An 18529-nucleotide genomic window follows, 5' to 3' on the forward strand; every position below is an offset into this window, starting at 1 on the left:
TCTTTCATTTTATTTTTGATTTTTGAAAAACGATGATTCTTTTTTATTTTTTTTGAAAAACGATGGTTCATTTTTATTCTTTTTTAAAAAATGATGCTGCTCGCGCGCGGAGGCCGCATCATTTTCGGCATAAACTCTCAAATTTCAATTAACTCAACTTTTTACGAACCGTATCGTAGAAACACGCGTCGGAGAACTTAACGAATCTGCCGGGATAACGCGCGCGCTTGATTGTAATCGTGTCGTTTTCATTGACATGAATAAAATCTTCCGGCCGCTCTGTTTCAATTTCAGGCGGCGTAACAACTTTACCGTCTGTCACGACAACGATTTCTTTATTCGGCATTTTGACGCGGACCGTGATTTCGCTGTCAAACGGAACAACCCACGGGCGCGACGAGAGTTTAAACGGTGCAATCGGAACGATTAAAATCGCATCGACTTCGGGCGTGACAATCGGACCGCCGGCACTCATCGCATAGGCGGTTGACCCGGTCGGCGTTGCAAAAACAATGCCGTCGGCACGAATTTCCCCGAGAAGACGGCGGTTGACCAAAATTTCATAAGTAATCATTTTGGCCGGATAAGCGGATGTCGCAACGACTTCATTGATCGCGTTTCCGATAAATTTGCCGTTAATTGAAAGATCCAGACGCGGGCGTTCGTCGTACATGAAACCCGAAATGGCTGTCTCAATTGCCTGAATTGCGTCTTCGGGGTCAACGTCTGCCAAAAAACCGAGTGTTCCCATGTTGATTCCAAGAATCGGGATAGGGTCGGGCATTTTAGACATATTCCTGAGAATCGTGCCGTCGCCGCCGAGTGAAATGACAAAATCAACGCCGATGTCTTTCATTTTCCCGACAGCGATGCCGCGCTCTTCCATGTTCAAGTATTTCGCAGGAGAGGAGGAAAGATAAATTTCAACGCGGTCTTTGAATGTGTCAACGATTTTTCGAATCATTTCAAGTGCTGCTTCGCTGTCACATCGAGAAACGATTGCGATTTTTTTGACGGTTCCCTGATAGTAATACCAATCGCCGCGGCAATCAATTTCGGGGAATGTAATTAAATTGAGAATTTCCTGATGAACCGCCCCGTTTGAAGCGACCAGATTCACGGGCTTGATGTGATTGTCCGGCAAAAAAACCTTATTGCCGACACCGTCTGTCACAATGCCGCCGGCTTCTTTGACAATCAATTGGCCGGCACCGATATCAATCAACCGCAATGTGCGGCGAACATCAATAAAAGCGTCGATTTTGCCGGCCGCGACATAACACAATTCAAGCGCGACGCTTCCGAGAACACGCACTTTTTGAACGCGGGAGCAGAGTTTGGCAGCGCGGTCTGTGTTTTGGCGGTACCCGTAAGCACTGATTGTTAACTCGCGAACGGTTGATGCTTTGGATGAAGTAATCTTTTTGCCGTTCATGTAAGCGCCTTTTCCGGCCTCGGCGTAAAACTCATCTCCATTGGCTAAATTGCAGACGTAACCGAAATAAATGCCTGTTAAATCGGGTTTGGAAAAAGCGATAGAAACGCTGTAAAACGGAATATCATGAATCGCGTTTGTTGTCCCGTCCAGCGGATCAACAATAACTGCAAACTCAAGATTATTGACATCGCCGATAATTGTTTCGCCGAGCTCTTCGCTGATGATGCGAACCGAGCGGCCGGATTCTTTGAAGCGTTTAATCATAGCGTCTTCGGCCGCCAAATCGATACGTTTTGTATCGGTCCCGTCGGCACCGATAAACATAAACTCATCCGCCTCATTCGTGCCTTCCAAAAATGAAATAGCAGCGCGGATATCCGCATAAACGGCGCGGCAAAGTTCCAACAATTCGGGATTCGGAGAAGAATTTTCAGACATAATAATCATTTAAACAATAAAGTAAAGATATGAAATATGAATGAAAATTCGTTCTTTGCTTTAAATAAATGCCGTTTTACAGAAAATGAAAAAAAGATTTAAAGAAAAATAAAAACTCAAAACAACAATTTGATAGAATAAAAAAAGCAAAAGCAGTAATTTGAAAAATAAAAAAAGCAAAAACAACGATTTGATAAAATAGAAAAAGCAAAAGCAGCAATTTGAAAAATAAGAAAAAGCAAAAACAACGATTTGATAAAATAGAAAAAGCAAAGCAACGGTTTGATAAAATAATAAAAAGACGGAACAACCGACTCCAACGCGAGTTTCATGAGCGAAGCGAATGAAAGGAGGCGTTGGAGATTCTTCCCATCCGTTGATAAAAACAACATAAACTGAGGACATTATAGACGAGAACTTGCCAAAGAATTTACCGTCTCAAACTCGGCTGAAACGATTTTTTCAACGGCGGAGAATAAGCCGCATTTTTCAATTTTTGCTCGCTGTCGCTCACAAAAACCGAAAATTGCGGTCGTTCATGAACTTTTCTTCAATTCAGACAAAACGAAACAACGATTTTATTATTTTAAAAACCTGAACGCCCGATAAAAACCCAAAACAAAATACCGTTTTATTTAAAGGTTTAACCGGCGTTCGTTTTTTCATTCATTTTCGGGAAAAACGATGTTTCGGCTTTCCCAAGAGAAATGAAAAAACAAAACAACCACCTCCAACGACGCGTTTCCAAGCGAAGCGAGGAAAGAAGGAGTTGGAGATTCGCCCCCATCATTTACGGTAAATAACAAAATCAATTTTTCTTCCGGAGTAATTTTATCGGGTTAGTTGGGTTTAGAGACGGCGGGGTAAGAATCCGCATTTTTCAATTTTTGCTCGCTATCGCTCACAAAAACCGAAAAATGCGGTCGTTCGTGGACTTTTCTTTAATTTAAAATGAAATCAAACATCTGTTTTCATTTATTTTTGAAACCCGAACGCCGTCTAAACCCAAAAACAAAAACAATCCGATTTTTATTTGGGGCTTAATCGGCGTTCGTTTTTTATTAATTTTCGGAAAAAATGATGTTTCGATTTAACTCAAATGAATGGAAATACAAAGTACCGCCTTCAACGATGCGTTTCCGAGCGAAGCGAGGAAAGAAGGAGTTGGAGATTCGGACTCATTCGTTGAATAAACAACATAAACAGACTATTGAGAGTTAAAGTCAACAGTACCTATTTTTTAAAACGCAGGGGAGTAAAAAACAGAAGAACAAAAATAAAGAAAAATAATAAAAAAGAAGAACAAAAGAAATCAGTTTTCTTTGTTCATTTTGGCGCTGATTTCATCAAGGAGTTGGTCGTCGGTTTTGCCGGCGGTGTCAATTCCCTGTTCTTTGGCCATTGTTTGAATTTTTGATTCTTTAACTTCGGGCGTTGTGTCTTTTAAACTCTTTTCAAATTCCTGATAAGAAATTTCGGCTTCCTTTTGCGCTTTCTTAAATTCGCCGGCAGATTTACCTGCGGAGCGGGCAAGTTCGGGAAGTTTGGATGCTCCGAAAAGCAAAACAATCACTGCAACAATAAGAATAATTTCTCCGGTTCCTGGTGTCCACATTATTTTTAACCTCTCTCAATTTTTAATTAAATAAACCAAACGGCACATTACTTAACTGTAATTACTTAACTTGTACTTTGTCAATGAATAATAATCATATAAATTTATTGTTCAGCATTTTTTTCAATTTGATAATATTTAAGCCTCTTCCTTTGAATTTTCGATTGCGTCAGCACCGTCATTCATTTTAGCGGAAATCAAAACCAATAACTCATCTGCGGTTTTTCCTTCCGTTTGAATACCGGCATCTTCTGCCATTTTTAAAATTTTTTCATTCAAAGCTGCTGATTCTTGTTTTTTCTTCTCGGCGATTTCACGATTCAATTCATCAAAACCACTGAGATCAAATTCGGCCGCCTTCTGAGCCGTTTTAAATTCCCCCAACGCACCGCCGACGGCACGCGCTAACTCGGGGAGTTTGTTCGGGCCGAATAAAACCAGAACAATAATTAAAACGAAAACAACTTCGCCGAATCCGAGTGACAACATAGTAAATTTACATTCAGATTAATGCTTATAAAGATTTTCATTGTCTGTCATTATTTTTTGTTTTAAATAATCAGATAATAAATAATAACAGCACCCACTTAAACAAACTTCAGCAGAATTAAGCTGAATTCAAAAAGAATGACAAGCGCAACGCCGGCAATTAATTGAGAAACCATCGTCGGATCAGGCGCAACCAAAAAAGCGAATCCGATTAAACTGCCGTAAACAACCAATCTGCCTTTACGAAGCGTTTTCTCTTCAACGATTCCCATACGAACAACGGAAACCATCAAAAGCGGAATCTGAAAAACCAAGCCGAATCCCAAGACCAGTGAAATAATCGTATTGAACGTTTCACCGAGACCGATTTGAGCAACAGCTGTTTGATCGGAATAGAACAAGACATAATTCAAAAACAGCGGCAGAACGATAAAATACGCCAACGCTGACCCCAATATAAATAATATGAATGACAGCGGCACAACTTTAATCAAAAATTTGCGCTCATTTTTATAAAGCCCGCGGGACATGAATTTAAACAGCTCATACATCAAAAGCGGGAAAAAGATACAAATTGCTGCCGCGATTGATAATTTCAAACGAACCATCAAATATTCCGTCGGGGAATAAATCGACATAATCACGCTTTCCGGAATGAGTTTATCCCAAAGATACGCGACAACATCGCCCGAAAACGGGTAGAACAAAACAGCACCGATCAGCAATGCTGCGCCGGCGATGATAATGCGGTTGCGAAGTTCTTTGAGGTGACCGACAACATGTTCTTCATAATCGCCTTCCGGCCTTTTCTTACCCGATTCCTGCGGCGGAAGAACTTCCGGAGAAGATGCAGCCGTGGCCGTTGAAGAGTTGGAGGAATTACTTGAAGGATTAGGATTACTTGAAGGATTGGTATCAATTGAATGAATGGCATCATTTGAATGAATGGCATCATTTGAATGATTGGTATCATTTGAATGATTATTACCCTCATTTGCTCCCGAAGTCATGTCATATCCCCATTATGAATTTAAAAACAGATGTTTTAATTTTGGTTAATAAAAACACGGTAAGATTTAAACATAACCATTAAAACTGACAAAATCCGAAAAAAAGACATAACCTTTTTATTTAACGCCATTATTCAACTCACGGGTAAGTTTTAAAAACCCGTATGGTGTGATAAAAATCACCTTTAATAGTTTTAAATTTGTTTTCAAAACAGACTAAATCAGGATTGTGATATTATCGTTGAGCTGTCAGAAGGAATCCAGTTTCTTTTCAAATTTTTAGAATCCATCAAAAAGAAACTGATTATTTTATTCGCTGTTTTTTTGGTTGCTGCCGTAATAGCATACCCGGTAACGGACTTTATCATCAGCGATGCCATTGACCGCAGCTTACCGCATAATGTCAATAACCCGTTAAAAGAAAGTTTTGACCAGCTTTTGGTTGTTTATGACGGACCATTTACCGTTGATGATTTGAATATCACGGAATTGCTGAACGATCCCGATAAAAAAATTATGCTTTACACGTCTCCCGTAAATGTATCGGAGGCGGAAAACGTTGTTCAGAACGTCATCATTGAAAATACGGAAAAAATATCCGCATTAGATATTCTGTCACTTTATATTCTCGGTGAAAGCGAATACACGCTCAGCGAAGTTTTAGACTTAATCATACAGGGCGGAACGGAAGAGTTAACAATTGAAAATCTGTCAAACTCATCCGAAGTTGTCATTTGGCAGGTAACCCCGTATGAAAAAGACATCACAAAAATAAGTACGGTTGAAGAAATCGGAAAAGATTTTGAAAACATTACAGGCCGCGAACCGATGTTTACAATCGCGCATGTTGAAAAAGAAGAAAAAAGTGATTCAAGCAACCCGATTGTCGTTTATACAAAACCGCTTGAAGTGCCGCTCTTAAAATTGAAAATGTCAATCATCATCGCAATTATTGTGATGTTGCCAATCCTGTTCTACATGACCGGAAAAGAAATAACGAAATATGTCGACACCAAAAAACTGAATTTAAAGGATAAAATTCCGTTCAAAAGAAAGTGGTTGATATTAATCGTTATCGTCATGTTTATTTCATTTATCATCGGCGCGCTTTACTCTTATCTTTTCATGGCACCGCTGTTCATTCAATTCCTTTATATCAGCGCAGCCGCCTCAGGCGCACAGGCAACTTATTCGATTTATGAATTTGTCAGTTTTATCGCACTGATGACATTAATCTTCGGTTTCATCTTTGAATTCCCATTAGTGACATTTATACTAAACCGTCTCGGAATCGTTCAAAAAAGAATGCTGACAAAATACAGAAAACATGCTTACGTCTTATTTATCATACTGGCCGCCGTCATTACGCCGCCGGATGTGATCAGCCAGATTATCGTTGCCATTCCGATGATTTTCTTCTATGAAATCAGCATTATCATTGTCAAAATATTCGGCAGAAAAGACCCGCCGATCGGAACAAATCTGATTTAAAGAAGATTGAGTGCTAAGCCGAAAATTAAGCCTGAAAAAATTCAGGCAAAAACGACAAAGATAATGAAATAGACAATAAGCGTTGCCAACACGCTGTAAAGTGTGCCGATTAAGAAATATTCGGCAAACATTTTATTTTTTGAGATTTGATCATATCGCGCAATGGATTTAGCCGTCATCACCAACCCCAATGCTGCATATTGGCCGATGCCGATAAAAATGCCCATTAAAAAGCGTTCCAGATTTCCGATGGTTGCGCCTGCGCCGGCAATAGACTCGATTTCATCACCGTTTTCATTTGTTTTTTGAACCGGCTGATATTTTTCGAAAATCTTTTTAAAACAGATATTAACCGGCTTCACAATGATAACTGCAAAAAGAGCGTATTTGAAAAACATATAAATTTCAGGAGAAAGGTTAACCGACCCGGCAAGCTCGGAGAGAATAACAGCGGCAATGACAACGATAATTAAATGAAGCGTCTGATCCGCAAGATAAATGATTCTTTTAAATTCTCCGTTTGAGTTGAATTTCCGGTTACTCAATTTAGATCCTCCATCGGCGAATTCATATTTTCCGTCATTTGACTCAGACTCATTGCGACCGACTGTCATTTCAAAAACGCATTTGATAAGATCAATAACAGCATGAGAAAGAACAGTGAGTACAACAATTCCGATTGTGATTACATTTAGAAATCCAAGAAACGCCAATCCAACCAGGAGGAGAACAAACGGAACGGCATAAAGACCGGAGTGGATAAGCGTATTCTGAATGCTGTTTTCTTTAGATTGTGCCATTTTGTTTGTCTGCAGATAATAATCGCCGATAAAATGACACAGAAGAAGCATAACCAAATAAAAAGAAAATGAAATTGTTAACATTATTTGTTTCCCCAATGATTTTGAAGTGTTGCGCACACTGATTTTTTCAAACGCAGATAATTGTAATATCCCGTACTTTGAATTTTAGAATTAACTGTTTGGACGGTAATATTTAATAAACTTGCCAAATTTTTTTGAGGGATTGCTGTATCATATCCGAAATTTAAAACGCTTTGCTTAACCAGTTCCCGCTGCGTATTTCTCCATTTACTTTCCGTAAAATCACAAAGTCTTAAACTTTCATTTACAACGTCCATAAAATCGGTTTTTTCGGTTGCTTCAATCAAAATTTTTGACTTTTTATAATCGTTATGATTGTGAATCGAATTGATTGCGTTTCGCGCGCACCAATAAGCCGGGCCGTCCGCGCCCGTACTGGAGGAAAAATTAATTTCCGTATCAATTCCACCGATTCCGATTCCGAAACGAACTTCCACCGGATCCAGCATAAATTTTATTTTATCTGTGATTTCAAGCAAATGATCCGCTTTTTTCAAAAGTCCTTGGAATTCATCTCCCAACGTAACAACAAAAGCAGAAGCGAGATCTCCTTCATATTCAGAATTAATAGATGAAATAACATCTTTCAAATGTCTTTGAAACTTGTTTCTGTCTTTTATTTTTCGAGAAGATATGATGTCCCCGATAACGGCAAAATAAATCATTAAAATCCCTGATTCCTATTTTTAGATTTGACTAAAGTTTAGAGTTAATTAAGTAATAAATTACTGATTTTCAAAATATAAGTAGTTTATTACTTAAAATTAAAAATTCAGTAATTTATTACTTAATTTGAAAAATCAAAAAATGAAACAGAAAAATGAAACAGAAAAAATGAAACAGGAAAGATAAAACAGGAAAGATAAAACAGGAAATATGAAAAGGAATCAGTAATAAAATACTGATTTCAAAGATATAAGCAGAATATTACTTAAATCAAAAATATAAGTAAAATATAAGCAGAATTTTACTTAAACCAAAAAAAGTAAAAAAGAATTAATTGTCGGAAATTGCCGAAACCACCGTCTCGCCGAACTCTGCGGCACATTCCGGTCCGTTTGCCGTAACAATTTTTCCGTCTTTAACAACTGCTTTTCCTTTTAAATCAGCACCGGCTTTTTTCATTTCAGCAATCGCATCGTCTGCCGGGAAAATGGAAGCCGCTTTTCCTTCTAAAAGACCGGCTTTTGCCAAAACAACAGGCGAAATACAGATTGCGGAAACGACTTTTTCGGATTCAAAAGCCTTGTTTAAAAGTGCGTGAAGCTTTGAGTTATCCCAAAGAAAAACTTTGGAGCCGCCGCCGCCGGAAATGACGATTGCATCATACTCATCTGCCAATGCGTCATCAATTAAAATATCAACATCAACTTCGCCGCCTAAAGCACCTGTTGCTTTCCCGAGACGCGTTGACCCGACGGTTACTTGATAGCCTTTCTGTTCAAAAACTGTACGCGGTTCAAAAAATTCCTCATCTCTGAAACGTTCCGGCGCAACAATCATTAAAATTTTCTTTGACTCCATTTGATTCACCTTTTAATTATTCAAATAATCATCTTTCAATCATTTTTTCATTCCGAGCAAAACGCCCATTTGTACCGGCAACACTCTTCCGATTGAGGAAACGATTCCGGGACCGTCCGTTTTTTCTTTACAAATAATAACACATTCCGTTAAACCGATTTTTTCGACGCCGTAAACATCGCGTCCGTGCCCTTTCCTTTGAAGTGCCGCTTTCACTTGAGAACGTGTCGCGCCGTTGACAAAAATACGATCCGTTGATGTTTTCTTCCAAGACCACCATTGATCAATCTGCTCTTTTGTAAAAGCGGCAGTTCCATCCGGTAAAACATGAACCGTAACAGGAAGATATGGAATCATGCCGAACCGAGCGGCGATTTGACCGGCGGTGCCTGCCCCGAGCTGTTCAAGAGATTCCGTCGTAATCGGAAGTTCAAAACCGATGTTCACCAAAATTTGATCAGGATTTATTGTTTGAATAAAACCCTTGTATGCGGTTTCGGAATCGGAATCTGATTCGAAAGCAATTTCTTTCTTGGTGACGGGTTTTCCGAATTCTTTGTAAAGCAGATTTTCGCAAACCTCAGCATCTTCGCCATCTAAAGAAACATGAAAACGTTTGTTTTGAACAGTGACGCTGCAAGAGACTTCCAGTCCTTTAAACTCGGCATCCGTGAATGCTTTAAAAGATTGGACGGCGTTTTCTTCGGGAATATAAACAGGCTGCAGTAATTCAATTTTCATAAAAATCATTTGAAATTTTAAAATAATTCATCAATAAGCATTATCATAAGCATAATCATTAATAAACACAATCAAGTTCGGATTTAACTTATTCTTTTCCTTACTCTTTTCCTTACGCGTCTCCTGACTCTTTTCCTTATTCCTTTCCCAAATAAAAAGAATATTGCATTTCCGCCGCGCGGTAAGCAGCTTGCAGTTCTGCCGCGGATTCATCGGCCAGATCTAACTTTTCAATTTCGGAGCCGATGAGTTTGAGTTCGCGGTCAAACGGACCGAGACGTCTGAGAAAAGTTGTTTTATCAGACTCGTTTTCAATCAATTCATCATAAACTTCTTTGATTCGAAGACCGAAAAGTTTGATTCTGTCAGCGGTTGAAAGCGGACCGTCCGGAATTTTAATTTTTGAACCCGATTTTTCTTTTGAATCGGATTTGATATTAGATTTAGCATCAGATTTTGCCGCCGAACCGGATTGTTCAATGCGTTCCGTTAAAAAAGAAGCGTCAGCCTCTGTATCAAACTCAGCCGTTTCGGTTTTGCGGGTCGGCTCATATCCTTCAGGATAATTAAATACGTCATCGGATTGGCAAATATCAAAAGCCTCCGAGAGTTTTTGCGCGAAAGCATAGCCTTTGGGCGTTAATTTTAAAAAACGGCTCCGTCCTTCAAAAACAGAAGACAGAAAACCGATGCTTTCCAATCGTTTTATAATTTTATTGGTATGCGCAAAGGTGGATTCAATGTTTGCCGCCACTTCGGAAATATAAGTCACTTCTTTCTGATAGATAAAAAGAAAAGCTGAAACCGTTTTCTCCTGAAACAAAAACTTTTCATCGGCACTAAATTTCATGAATATCCTCGCAAACCGCTGTTAAAACAAATATAACACAGAATACAGGTTGAGAAATAAAAACATACCGTTCTTTTAATTATTTTTTCAAAAAAAACGTCAACATCATTTTCAATCAAATTAAATAAAATCCGAAACAACCATCCGCTAATTTTCGTTCCCGGGCGGTGCGAAGCAGCGAACCGGATTTCGATCTGAGCAAAGCGAAGAGAGGAACGGAAATTTGCGGATTCGTACTCATCGGATACAGCAAAAACTTAAAACTGATTTTTCAAGTTAATTTATTTTCACTTCATCTTTCTTACTTTACTGTGCCAACTTGCTGTCTATTTTGCTGCGTGCATCTGCTCTTTCTTATCACACCCGTTCGCTTCGTGAACGTGGCCACCCCTGAGTTTGTGCTTTTCTGCAGTGTTTGCCGGGTCGCTTGTTTGCCATCCGCTTGCTCGCGTTCGCCTGCTCGCCTCTGCCGCCTGCTCTCTGCCGCCTGCTCATACGCTTGCCGCTGCAATATTCATCGCTCGCGCCGCGCCTGAACAGAACCCGAATTTAAAAATAACAAAATTGACACTCCGGATTTAAAAATTCTAAAAAAGCAAAGCGTGGTCTTTTCGATAGAAATCAGAAGAAATCGGGAAGAAACGAAATAGGAAGAAAACAGAAAAATTGAACGAAAAAAGAAAGGATCAATCTGAAATTGAAAAATCAATTTCGGATTGATAAATTCATTAAAGTTTAAATCAGAATTATGCGACAGTCACTGTCAAGACAGGGGCTGCGTCTCCGAAGGGCTCGCCTGTGTAGTAGTTGAGCAAGTCGATCTTGTAGGTACCTGCTTCGTTGAATGTGAGTGTTGCAGAGTATCTGGGGTTGAGATCGAAGTCTTCAAAGGCACCGCTTTCAGAGTGGAAAGTGTGTCTGAAGTTTCTGGTTTCAGTGTTCATGAATCTGACAGTTTCGCCTTTGCTGACGCTTAAGGAAGTTGTGCTGAACTTCTGGTCTTTGGTTGTCACGAAATAGGTGGGCTCGGCATCTCCGGATTCGCCCAAAACAACTGTAACAGAGCCGGCAGACGGGGTGTTGTTGGTTGTGTTGTTGCCTTCAGACGGAACAGTGGTGTTGTTGGTTGTATTGTTGGTCGTGTTGTTGGTTGTGTTGTTGGTTGCGTTGTCGTCATCGCCGCCGAGACAGCCGGAGAAGCCGACTGCTGCGAAAAGCATAACTAAAACAACGAGACCCATCAATAATTTAGTTGTTTTCATATGATCCCTCTTTGTTTAAATTTAGTTTAATTTACAGATAAAAACAAGCATTACTGCTTATTGAAATTAAAGAATAATTAAAATTGAAAAATCAAAATTAATTAACCCTTATAAATTTGAATTGTGTTGTGATTAAATTACATTGCTGTTAACATTTCTCTGTTACATTGATGCTATATTGCGTTAACATTGTTGTTGACGGTTACGTTACCGTCACGGTTAAGACAATCGGCGCATCGCCGTGAGGCTCGCCGGTGTAATAGTTAATCATATCAATTTTGTAAGTTCCCGGCTGGTTAAATGTCAAATAGGCAAAATAACCCGGAATAAGATCAAAATCTTCAAAGGCATTTTCCTCTGATTGGAAAATGTGTCTGAAATTGCGTTCTTCACGGCTCCAAAGCCTGACTGCGTCACCGGTGCTGATACTGACAGAAGTTGAAGAATATCTTTTGTTCTTAATTGTAATCAACACGGAGTTATCGCCATCAAAAGTCGTTGAAACATTAACTTTTTCAGTCGGTTCAACAACAGGAGGAGCGACATCTTCAGACGGCGTTTCATCGACAGGTGGCGTAATGTTTTCCGGCGGTGTTACGTTTTCCGAAGGCGTTGCATTATCATCATTTCCTCCGAGACAGCCGGAGAATCCGACTGCTGTGAAGAGCAAAATCAAAACAGCAAAAATCATTAATGTTTTGGATTTAACCATTCGATTCCTCTTTTAAATTGGATTTAATATTGAATTTAAATTTTAGATTTAAATTATTTAAATTAAAAGATAAACGCGAACAATTTATTGATAACTTTACATGAATGTGTTAAAATTCAACCCCTTTAAAGATGAGAATTAAAACAATATAGAATCAATAAACCGTAAGTTAAAAAATAAATGGAAGACAGATATATAAATATTTTCAACAGACAAAGACAATTTCATAGCAGAACGGCATCTTTTGAAATATCGGACTTCGACAATTGCTATGAAAAAAACTCTTAATAAGATATTTTTATGATTGATTTTTTAAAATGTCTAAAATAATTTCAACTGAAGCGTCCGTTTTAAATGAAGTCCCGGAAAAATGCGTTCGTGTTGCGATATAGCCGGCTTTTCGAACAGATTCTAAAAACGGTTCCATCGGCGGCGCTGAAATTTTCAGCATTTCACACAATAAATGCTGGTCATAAAAGAACGGAATGTCGGCTTCATCGCGGCAAACCGTCAGCAGTTTAATCGCTTCTTCTTTTTTATTGAGCGGCAAAGAATTCAATTTGGAAATCACGTCGTTGCAGAAATCTTTGTCTTTAAAAGTTCCCAGCCAAAGCGGTCCCGACATTTTGCGTTTCCCGCCGCAAACCGGACATTCTTCATTCATGAAAACGGCAAGACCGTTTTTTGTTTCCATGTTTTTGCATTGCGGGCACCAGGCAATAAAACCCAGCTCTTTCAATGTTTTATCAGCGTTGCCCGCGCCGTTTAATATTTCAGCATAAACGCGAACATAATGACGTGTTGCATGAGAAAATAACGGCCGAATTCCTTTATCAAATTTAGAAGCTGCGCGGGCGATACTTCCGATTAAGATGCGAAGTCCCATTTCGCTGTGAAATTCATTATTCAGCGGAACAGCCGCATATTTTCGCATTCCTGATTTGAGATGCGCGCCGCACAACGGTGCCGTATCGGTTGCAGTTACACCGAGGAAAAAAGAAGCGGACGAAACGGCGGAATCTAAAAAGGGAGCAGGCGTTCCAAACGGGTCAATGTCAACAATTGCGAATTTTTGCCCGTGAAGAAGTTTGTCAGCGCCCATACACGTTGCCGTCACGGTTTCTTGAAGATTATTGTAATCGATATTTTTTTGAATTAATGAGACAGCCTCTTCTTTCCAATCATTGAGAACAGCGGCAATCCCGACTTCTTTTGAGACACGGAGGCCGCGGATTCCGGAAGCGGAAAATGCATCAGCGTATGTGATTTGAGATTTATCAAACCCTTTTCGTTCGGCCAATTTTTTGGCATAAACGGAAGTTACCGCCACATTAATATCCCGATTCATTTCCATGGCGGGATTGTAAAAAACAGAAGCGGACGCTGACGGAACATCGGGATCATTGTCAGTCGGAACATAAACTTCCGTTTGCCCTTCTTTGATTAAGCGGTACGTTTCTGTCATTAGATTCACTCGCGGAAATAAATATTAAATTTCGTTGTGATTTTTCTTTTTTATTTTTCTTTTTTATTCTTCAAATATTTTCTTGGCAAACCATTCGGGATCGAATTTCAGCAAATCATCGTATTCCTGACCGACACCGAAGAACAGAATCGGTTTTTGCGTGATGTATGCGATTGAGATGGCTGCGCCGCCTTTGGAGTCGGCGTCCAGTTTGGTCAAAATCGTGCCGTTAATCGGAACGGCATCATTAAACTGGGACGCGCGCTCAACGGCATCGTTTCCGGCGGTTGCTTCATCAACAAAGATGATGAGATCGGGTGTGCTGACGCGGCAGATTTTTTCAAGCTGCGCCATCAAATTGACGTTTGTGTGCATTCTTCCGGCGGTGTCGGAAAGCAAAACATCGGATTTGTGGGCTTTTGCGTATTGAAGCGCGTCATAAATGACGGCTGCCGGGTCGGATCCTTCCTGGTGCTTAATCACTTTAATACCCAAACGGTCGGCATGAATTTGAATTTGATCAATCGCGCCGGCACGGAATGTGTCGCCGGCTGCAATTGTTATGGAATACCCGTTCTTTTGAAGACGGTTCGCAATTTTTGCGATGCTCGTTGTTTTTCCGGTGCCGTTGATACCGACGAAAGCGATATGAACGGTTTGTCCGCGGCGCGCTTCCATGAATTCATCAAAATCAAAAACATTGGCGGACATAACTTCCAAAATCGCATTCTTGAGTGCTTCTTCGACAATGCTTCCCGTGTTTTTGCCGAGACGTTTTCTGGTGCCGCTGAGCTGCTCGCGGACAGACGCGACAATCGCATCGGTGACGGAGAGCGCCAAATCGCTTTCAAGAAGAGCGATTTCAAGTTCCATGAGCGGTCCTTCCAAATCATCGTCATCCAAAATGACCTCACGGTCAAAAATCAACGCCTTGGCTTTTCCGAAAAAGCCGGTTTTCTCTTTTTTCTGTTCGGCTTGCTCTGATTCAGAGGAGACGGAATCAACAGAAACGACAGAGGAGTCAACAGAAGAAATGGCAGAAAAGTCAGCAGAAGAGTCGGCAGTTGCCATCGGTTGCTCCTCAGCTTGTTCCTTGACTTGCACCTCAGCCTGTTCTTTGATTTGCTCCTCAGCTTGTTCCTTGACTTGCGTCTCAACCTGTTCCTTGGTTTGCGCTTCAGTTTGTCCTTTGTCCCCGATTGTTCCTTCAACCATGACTTCAATGGTGTCATCTTTTGTTTCGGCAACGGCTTCGAGTTCTTTTTCCTCAAGAACCTCTGCGATTTCTTCTGCCGCGGCCTTCGCCCCTTCGACACTCATGTCGCCATCGGTTTTGACAACAACTTCTTCTTCGACAATAACCTCGGGCTCTTCGAGCTCAACGGCTTTTTCCTCAACCGTTTTGTCCAAAGATTTTGTGAAGCTTGCCAGTTTTTCCTTTAATTTTCCGAACAAGAAATAATCTCCTGAAATTGATTACGTAATATTGAATTTATATGAAGTAAAGAGAAAACGAATATAAATAAATGTGAGTCGGAAGAAAACAAATTAAGACGAAACGGTTCGAAATAAACTGAAAAACTCAAGTATAAATCAAAAATTAATCGAAACCCCAAATAAAAATCAAAATGAATGGAAACCCCAAATAAAAATCAAAATGAATAGAAACCCCAAATAAAAATCAAAAATGAATGGAAACCCCAAATAAAAATCAAAAATGAATTGAATCTCAAATACAAATCAAAAATGGATTAATCCCTCAAATACGACCGCTAATTCCGAATTTTGGTCTGAGCGAAGCGAAGAACAAAATCGGAATTTGCGGCTGTTCAAAGAAAGAGATGGCATAAACAGAAAACGCAGTTTACTCAATCGGCCTGCTGCTTTGATCTTGGTTGCTGCTTCTGTCTTGGCTTCTATTGTAGCGGTTGGTGCTGCCATTGAAACTGTCAGTGCTACTGCATGCATCTGCTTCTTATCACACCCGTTCGCTTGCGCGAACGGAGCCGCTGCGACCTTACTGCTACCTTGCCGTTATCTTACTGTTACCTTGCCGTTTCCGTTCGTTGCCACCGTCGCCGCGCGCGAATTGCATCATTTATTCAAAATTATTTCAAAACCGAAACAGGTTTTCAAAAAAATGAAAAAAACATCACAAATCCTCTTTTTCATTAATAATTTCCAAAATCAGCAAAAAGAAAATTCCTAAAAACGGAACAAGCTGATACGCAAGCACCTTCATTTGTTCGGTTTGCGGTCCGGAAAGCGGTGTCATTGTGAAAAATAAAATCATAAAGAAAAGCGGCATCGCTAAGAAAACGGTGATATAAATTTCAGAAAGCATATCAAGGGTTTGAAAATATTTTTCTTTTCGCTGCAAAGCGAGACTTTGATATTCGTGCTTTTTGGAAATGATGAATTTTTGAAAACTGCCGCCGGAAATCATTGTGTTTTTGGAACTGAGGATGAAATCAGAAAACATCGGAGAGGATGTTTCTTCCGACAGTTTTTGAAGTGCTGACGGGTAATCCCGCCCGAAATAATTGACTGAAACGGCGATTGTTTTCATTTCATCAGAAAGGTCCCGATAAACAGACCTGATTCTTTTTTGAGACATGGAAATGAAGATATTTTCAATTGAAACGCCGGCAATTGACATTGCCGCCATATAATTAACGGCAAACGGCAACTGCTGTTCAATTTTGAGTTTTCGGTCATATGCTTTAAAAAAAGGAAGCAGGATAAGAAATAATCCGGCAAGAATAATTGAAAAGACAGTGAAAATACAAATCAGAACAGTCGCGACTCTTGTTTGTTCTTCATCAATTCGATTGGCGATGTTTAATGAAAAGACGGCGATTTCAAGAAAAAATCCGGTGCTTGCAATTAAAAAGGAAATAAACAGAATAAAAGAAAGGTAAAGAACAGCCGGAAAAGACATTCTGCTTTTTTTCAAATTTTGATTTAAAAATGACAAATTCATTTTTTCGGCGGCTTTGCCGAATAAACGATATGAAAAGAAAGCGGCGCGATCAAATAAAGAATAAAAATCGGGAATCATTTCGTTTCACCGCTTGTCTGTGATTGAAGTTCTGAAACTCTGCGATTAAATTCGTCTTTCAATTTTTCAAACGTCCAGCCTCTTCGAATTCCGGTTTTTTCCAAAACCGCCGATTTTTCCAAATTGATTTTTTCATTCGGCCGATTCAGATTAAAAATTTCCTGCGTGAGAATTTCCGATGTTTGAGGGTCGGTTTCTAAAATTTCATAAATGGAAAGACATTTTTTAGAGAAACGACCCTCATCTTCCGTTTGCGCTAAAATGACCAGCACATCCAATGTTTGAATCATAACGCGCGGCACGTTCATCGGCGGATTTTCAAGGCGGTGAATCAGCGTGTCAACCGATTCGGCATGCATCGTTGAAATTGTTGTGTGTCCGGTTGACATGGCCTGAAAAAGAACATACGCTTCCGACCCGCGGATTTCACCGACTAAAATATATTCGGGACGCTGCCGAAGAGACGCTTTGAGCAAATCATATAGCGTAATCTCGCCGACCGCTTTTTCCTCCGAAGATTTTTGTTTCTCCCTTGAAACGCCTGAAATCCAATTCAAATGCGGCAGATTAATTTCCCGCGTATCTTCAATGGAAACGATTTTTTTGTCAATCGGAATAAAACGGCAAACGGCGTTTAAAGACGTTGTTTTCCCGCAGGCGGTGCCGCCGGCAAACATCATGTTCATGTTCGACTCGACGCAAAGCCAAAGATAAGCCATCATTTCCGCAGTAAACGTTCCGTTTTGTATCAATTCAAAAGGCGTAAACGGCGTTTCATTGAATCTTCGAATTGTAAATGTGCTCCCTTTTGTCGTGATTTCGCTGCCGAGCGTCAGTTGAGCGCGCGACCCGTCCGGAAGAACGGCGTCTGCCATCGGCTCGGCGACTGAAATCTGCCTCCCCGACCGTTGCGCCATTTTTCGAACCAAACCGTTCGTTTCATCAGCGGACAAAACGATATTGGTTTGAATCGACCCGTAATGCCTGTGAAAAACATAAATCGGCAGATTGCCGCCACTACATGAAATGTCTTCAATATTTGAGTCTTCCAAAAACGGCTGAACTTTTCCAAATCCCTGAAAATCTCGCAGAATGTAATAATTCAAAATATCAAAGTCGTCATCAGAAAGACGAATGGAATATGTTTTCAGCAACCGAATAATCGTTTTTTGAAGCGCGAATCCATCGCCCTTGTCACCACCACTGCCATCGTTACCACCACCACCACAGGCACCACTGCCACTGACATTACCGCAACCACCACCATCGCCCCCAACGCCATTATCACCATCATCCGTTTCTTTTTCAAATAAATCGGGATTGAAAGAATCCTCCAAAAGTGACAGGATTTTTTGAAAAAGAAGAAATTTTCCCGGACTGATTTCAGGCTCAGACAAATGATAATGAATTCGGCCGGATTCCGTTTTCAAGATAAAAACCGAAACGTGCGGTTTGATTAATTCATAAGAATGAAGCAATTGGTCCATAACAGGACTTAAAATTTAGAATAATAAAGCTGCCGATTTTGAAAAAATGAAAAAGTATATCA

General features: G+C 40.1%; 19 protein-coding genes. 3 read left to right on the plus strand and 16 right to left on the minus strand.

Annotation, left to right across the window (positions count from 1 at the left end; genetic code table 11):
• Positions 1-148 precede the first annotated feature (148 nt).
• The 4 genes from C7391_RS08610 to tatC (C7391_RS00295) all read right to left on the minus strand — a co-directional run bounded on the left by C7391_RS08610 (position 149) and on the right by tatC (C7391_RS00295) (position 4990).
• Positions 149-1876 carry a bifunctional fructose-bisphosphatase/inositol-phosphate phosphatase gene (locus C7391_RS08610; RefSeq protein WP_166627332.1) on the minus strand — a complete coding sequence of 576 codons (1728 nt, stop codon included), beginning with the start codon at positions 1874-1876 and terminating at the stop codon, positions 149-151.
• Positions 1877-3188: 1312 nt separating this feature from the next.
• Positions 3189-3491 (minus strand): Sec-independent protein translocase subunit TatA/TatB, encoded by a 303-nt coding sequence (locus tag C7391_RS00285; RefSeq protein ID WP_133516553.1) that lies wholly within the window; start codon positions 3489-3491, stop codon positions 3189-3191.
• Between the two features lie 138 nt (positions 3492-3629).
• Positions 3630-3980 carry a Sec-independent protein translocase subunit TatA/TatB gene (locus C7391_RS00290; RefSeq protein WP_133516554.1) on the minus strand — a complete coding sequence of 117 codons (351 nt, stop codon included), beginning with the start codon at positions 3978-3980 and terminating at the stop codon, positions 3630-3632.
• Positions 3981-4078: 98 nt separating this feature from the next.
• Entirely contained in the window at positions 4079-4990 is a 912-nt protein-coding gene (gene tatC, locus C7391_RS00295) for a twin-arginine translocase subunit TatC (RefSeq protein WP_133516555.1), read from the minus strand.
• A 324-nt stretch (positions 4991-5314) separates the two neighbouring features.
• On the opposite strand from tatC (C7391_RS00295), the gene tatC (C7391_RS00300) reads away from it, so the two are divergent.
• Positions 5315-6481 (plus strand): twin-arginine translocase subunit TatC, encoded by a 1167-nt coding sequence (tatC, locus tag C7391_RS00300; protein WP_229386308.1) that lies wholly within the window; start codon positions 5315-5317, stop codon positions 6479-6481.
• Positions 6482-6522: 41 nt separating this feature from the next.
• On the opposite strand, the gene C7391_RS00305 is transcribed toward tatC (C7391_RS00300), so the two are convergent.
• The 5 genes from C7391_RS00305 to C7391_RS00325 form a co-directional block, all read right to left on the minus strand.
• A complete protein-coding gene (locus C7391_RS00305; protein ID WP_133516557.1) occupies positions 6523-7365 on the minus strand; it encodes a DUF3307 domain-containing protein in 843 nt (280 codons plus the stop codon).
• Positions 7365-8030 carry a SatD family protein gene (locus C7391_RS00310; protein WP_133516558.1) on the minus strand — a complete coding sequence of 222 codons (666 nt, stop codon included), beginning with the start codon at positions 8028-8030 and terminating at the stop codon, positions 7365-7367. The genes C7391_RS00305 and C7391_RS00310 overlap by 1 nt, the downstream gene beginning before the upstream one ends.
• A gap of 331 nt (positions 8031-8361) precedes the next feature.
• Positions 8362-8889: a DJ-1/PfpI family protein gene (locus C7391_RS00315; RefSeq protein ID WP_133516559.1), complete on the minus strand. Its 528-nt coding sequence runs from the start codon at positions 8887-8889 to the stop codon at positions 8362-8364.
• A gap of 39 nt (positions 8890-8928) precedes the next feature.
• A complete protein-coding gene (locus C7391_RS00320) occupies positions 8929-9630 on the minus strand; it encodes a DUF2110 family protein (RefSeq protein ID WP_166627333.1) in 702 nt (233 codons plus the stop codon).
• A gap of 136 nt (positions 9631-9766) precedes the next feature.
• Entirely contained in the window at positions 9767-10480 is a 714-nt protein-coding gene (locus C7391_RS00325; protein ID WP_133516561.1) for a hypothetical protein, read from the minus strand.
• Positions 10481-10876: 396 nt separating this feature from the next.
• On the opposite strand from C7391_RS00325, the gene C7391_RS00330 reads away from it, so the two are divergent.
• Complete coding sequence (locus tag C7391_RS00330; protein ID WP_133516562.1) at positions 10877-11062, plus strand: hypothetical protein; 186 nt, start codon at positions 10877-10879, stop codon at positions 11060-11062.
• 164 nt (positions 11063-11226) lie between these two features.
• Here the strand turns inward: C7391_RS00330 and C7391_RS00335 are convergent, their stop codons facing one another.
• The 5 genes from C7391_RS00335 to C7391_RS00355 form a co-directional block, all read right to left on the minus strand.
• A complete protein-coding gene (locus C7391_RS00335) occupies positions 11227-11742 on the minus strand; it encodes a hypothetical protein (RefSeq protein ID WP_133516563.1) in 516 nt (171 codons plus the stop codon).
• A 202-nt stretch (positions 11743-11944) separates the two neighbouring features.
• Positions 11945-12454 carry a hypothetical protein gene (locus C7391_RS00340; protein ID WP_133516564.1) on the minus strand — a complete coding sequence of 170 codons (510 nt, stop codon included), beginning with the start codon at positions 12452-12454 and terminating at the stop codon, positions 11945-11947.
• Positions 12455-12752: 298 nt separating this feature from the next.
• The gene (locus C7391_RS00345) at positions 12753-13919 is read right to left on the minus strand and encodes a tRNA (guanine(10)-N(2))-dimethyltransferase (protein ID WP_133516565.1); all 1167 of its coding nucleotides are present in this window, start codon (positions 13917-13919) and stop codon (positions 12753-12755) included.
• A gap of 63 nt (positions 13920-13982) precedes the next feature.
• Positions 13983-14990, minus strand: coding sequence for a signal recognition particle-docking protein FtsY (gene ftsY / locus C7391_RS00350; RefSeq protein WP_411268220.1), 1008 nt, complete (start codon positions 14988-14990; stop codon positions 13983-13985).
• A gap of 669 nt (positions 14991-15659) precedes the next feature.
• A complete protein-coding gene (locus C7391_RS00355) occupies positions 15660-15887 on the minus strand; it encodes a hypothetical protein (RefSeq protein WP_133516566.1) in 228 nt (75 codons plus the stop codon).
• Here C7391_RS00355 and C7391_RS00360 point away from each other — a divergent pair.
• Entirely contained in the window at positions 15882-16094 is a 213-nt protein-coding gene (locus C7391_RS00360) for a hypothetical protein (RefSeq protein WP_133516567.1), read from the plus strand. The genes C7391_RS00355 and C7391_RS00360 overlap by 6 nt on opposite strands.
• Here C7391_RS00360 and C7391_RS00365 read toward each other — a convergent pair.
• Positions 16072-16980 carry a type II secretion system F family protein gene (locus C7391_RS00365; protein ID WP_133516568.1) on the minus strand — a complete coding sequence of 303 codons (909 nt, stop codon included), beginning with the start codon at positions 16978-16980 and terminating at the stop codon, positions 16072-16074. The two genes, C7391_RS00360 and C7391_RS00365, sit on opposite strands and share 23 nt — an antisense overlap.
• Positions 16977-18410: a type II/IV secretion system ATPase subunit gene (locus C7391_RS00370; RefSeq protein WP_133516569.1), complete on the minus strand. Its 1434-nt coding sequence runs from the start codon at positions 18408-18410 to the stop codon at positions 16977-16979. Before C7391_RS00370 ends, C7391_RS00365 begins: the two co-directional genes overlap by 4 nt.
• Positions 18411-18529: the final 119 nt, after the last annotated feature.

Origin of the sequence: Methanimicrococcus blatticola (assembly GCF_004363215.1) — an archaeon.
GTDB lineage: Archaea > Halobacteriota > Methanosarcinia > Methanosarcinales > Methanosarcinaceae > Methanimicrococcus > Methanimicrococcus blatticola.

Bases quoted from the DNA above. Each gene is read 5' to 3' on its own strand.
- C7391_RS00290 (WP_133516554.1), bottom strand. From the start codon at position 3,980: ATGTTGTCACTCGGATTCGGCGAAGTTGTTTTCGTTTTAATTATTGTT.
- C7391_RS00345 (WP_133516565.1), bottom strand. From the start codon at position 13,919: ATGACAGAAACGTACCGCTTAATCAAAGAAGGGCAAACGGAAGTTTAT.
- C7391_RS08610 (WP_166627332.1), bottom strand. From the start codon at position 1,876: ATGTCTGAAAATTCTTCTCCGAATCCCGAATTGTTGGAACTTTGCCGC.
- C7391_RS00305 (WP_133516557.1), bottom strand. From the start codon at position 7,365: ATGTTAACAATTTCATTTTCTTTTTATTTGGTTATGCTTCTTCTGTGT.
- C7391_RS00320 (WP_166627333.1), bottom strand. From the start codon at position 9,630: ATGAAAATTGAATTACTGCAGCCTGTTTATATTCCCGAAGAAAACGCC.
- C7391_RS00335 (WP_133516563.1), bottom strand. From the start codon at position 11,742: ATGAAAACAACTAAATTATTGATGGGTCTCGTTGTTTTAGTTATGCTT.
- ftsY (WP_411268220.1), bottom strand. From the start codon at position 14,990: ATGGCAACTGCCGACTCTTCTGCTGACTTTTCTGCCATTTCTTCTGTT.
- C7391_RS00325 (WP_133516561.1), bottom strand. From the start codon at position 10,480: ATGAAATTTAGTGCCGATGAAAAGTTTTTGTTTCAGGAGAAAACGGTT.
- C7391_RS00340 (WP_133516564.1), bottom strand. From the start codon at position 12,454: ATGGTTAAATCCAAAACATTAATGATTTTTGCTGTTTTGATTTTGCTC.
- C7391_RS00310 (WP_133516558.1), bottom strand. From the start codon at position 8,030: ATGATTTATTTTGCCGTTATCGGGGACATCATATCTTCTCGAAAAATA.
- C7391_RS00365 (WP_133516568.1), bottom strand. From the start codon at position 16,980: ATGATTCCCGATTTTTATTCTTTATTTGATCGCGCCGCTTTCTTTTCA.
- tatC (WP_133516555.1), bottom strand. From the start codon at position 4,990: ATGACTTCGGGAGCAAATGAGGGTAATAATCATTCAAATGATACCAAT.
- C7391_RS00360 (WP_133516567.1), top strand. From the start codon at position 15,882: ATGCATCTGCTTCTTATCACACCCGTTCGCTTGCGCGAACGGAGCCGC.
- C7391_RS00285 (WP_133516553.1), bottom strand. From the start codon at position 3,491: ATGTGGACACCAGGAACCGGAGAAATTATTCTTATTGTTGCAGTGATT.
- C7391_RS00355 (WP_133516566.1), bottom strand. From the start codon at position 15,887: ATGCATGCAGTAGCACTGACAGTTTCAATGGCAGCACCAACCGCTACA.
- C7391_RS00315 (WP_133516559.1), bottom strand. From the start codon at position 8,889: ATGGAGTCAAAGAAAATTTTAATGATTGTTGCGCCGGAACGTTTCAGA.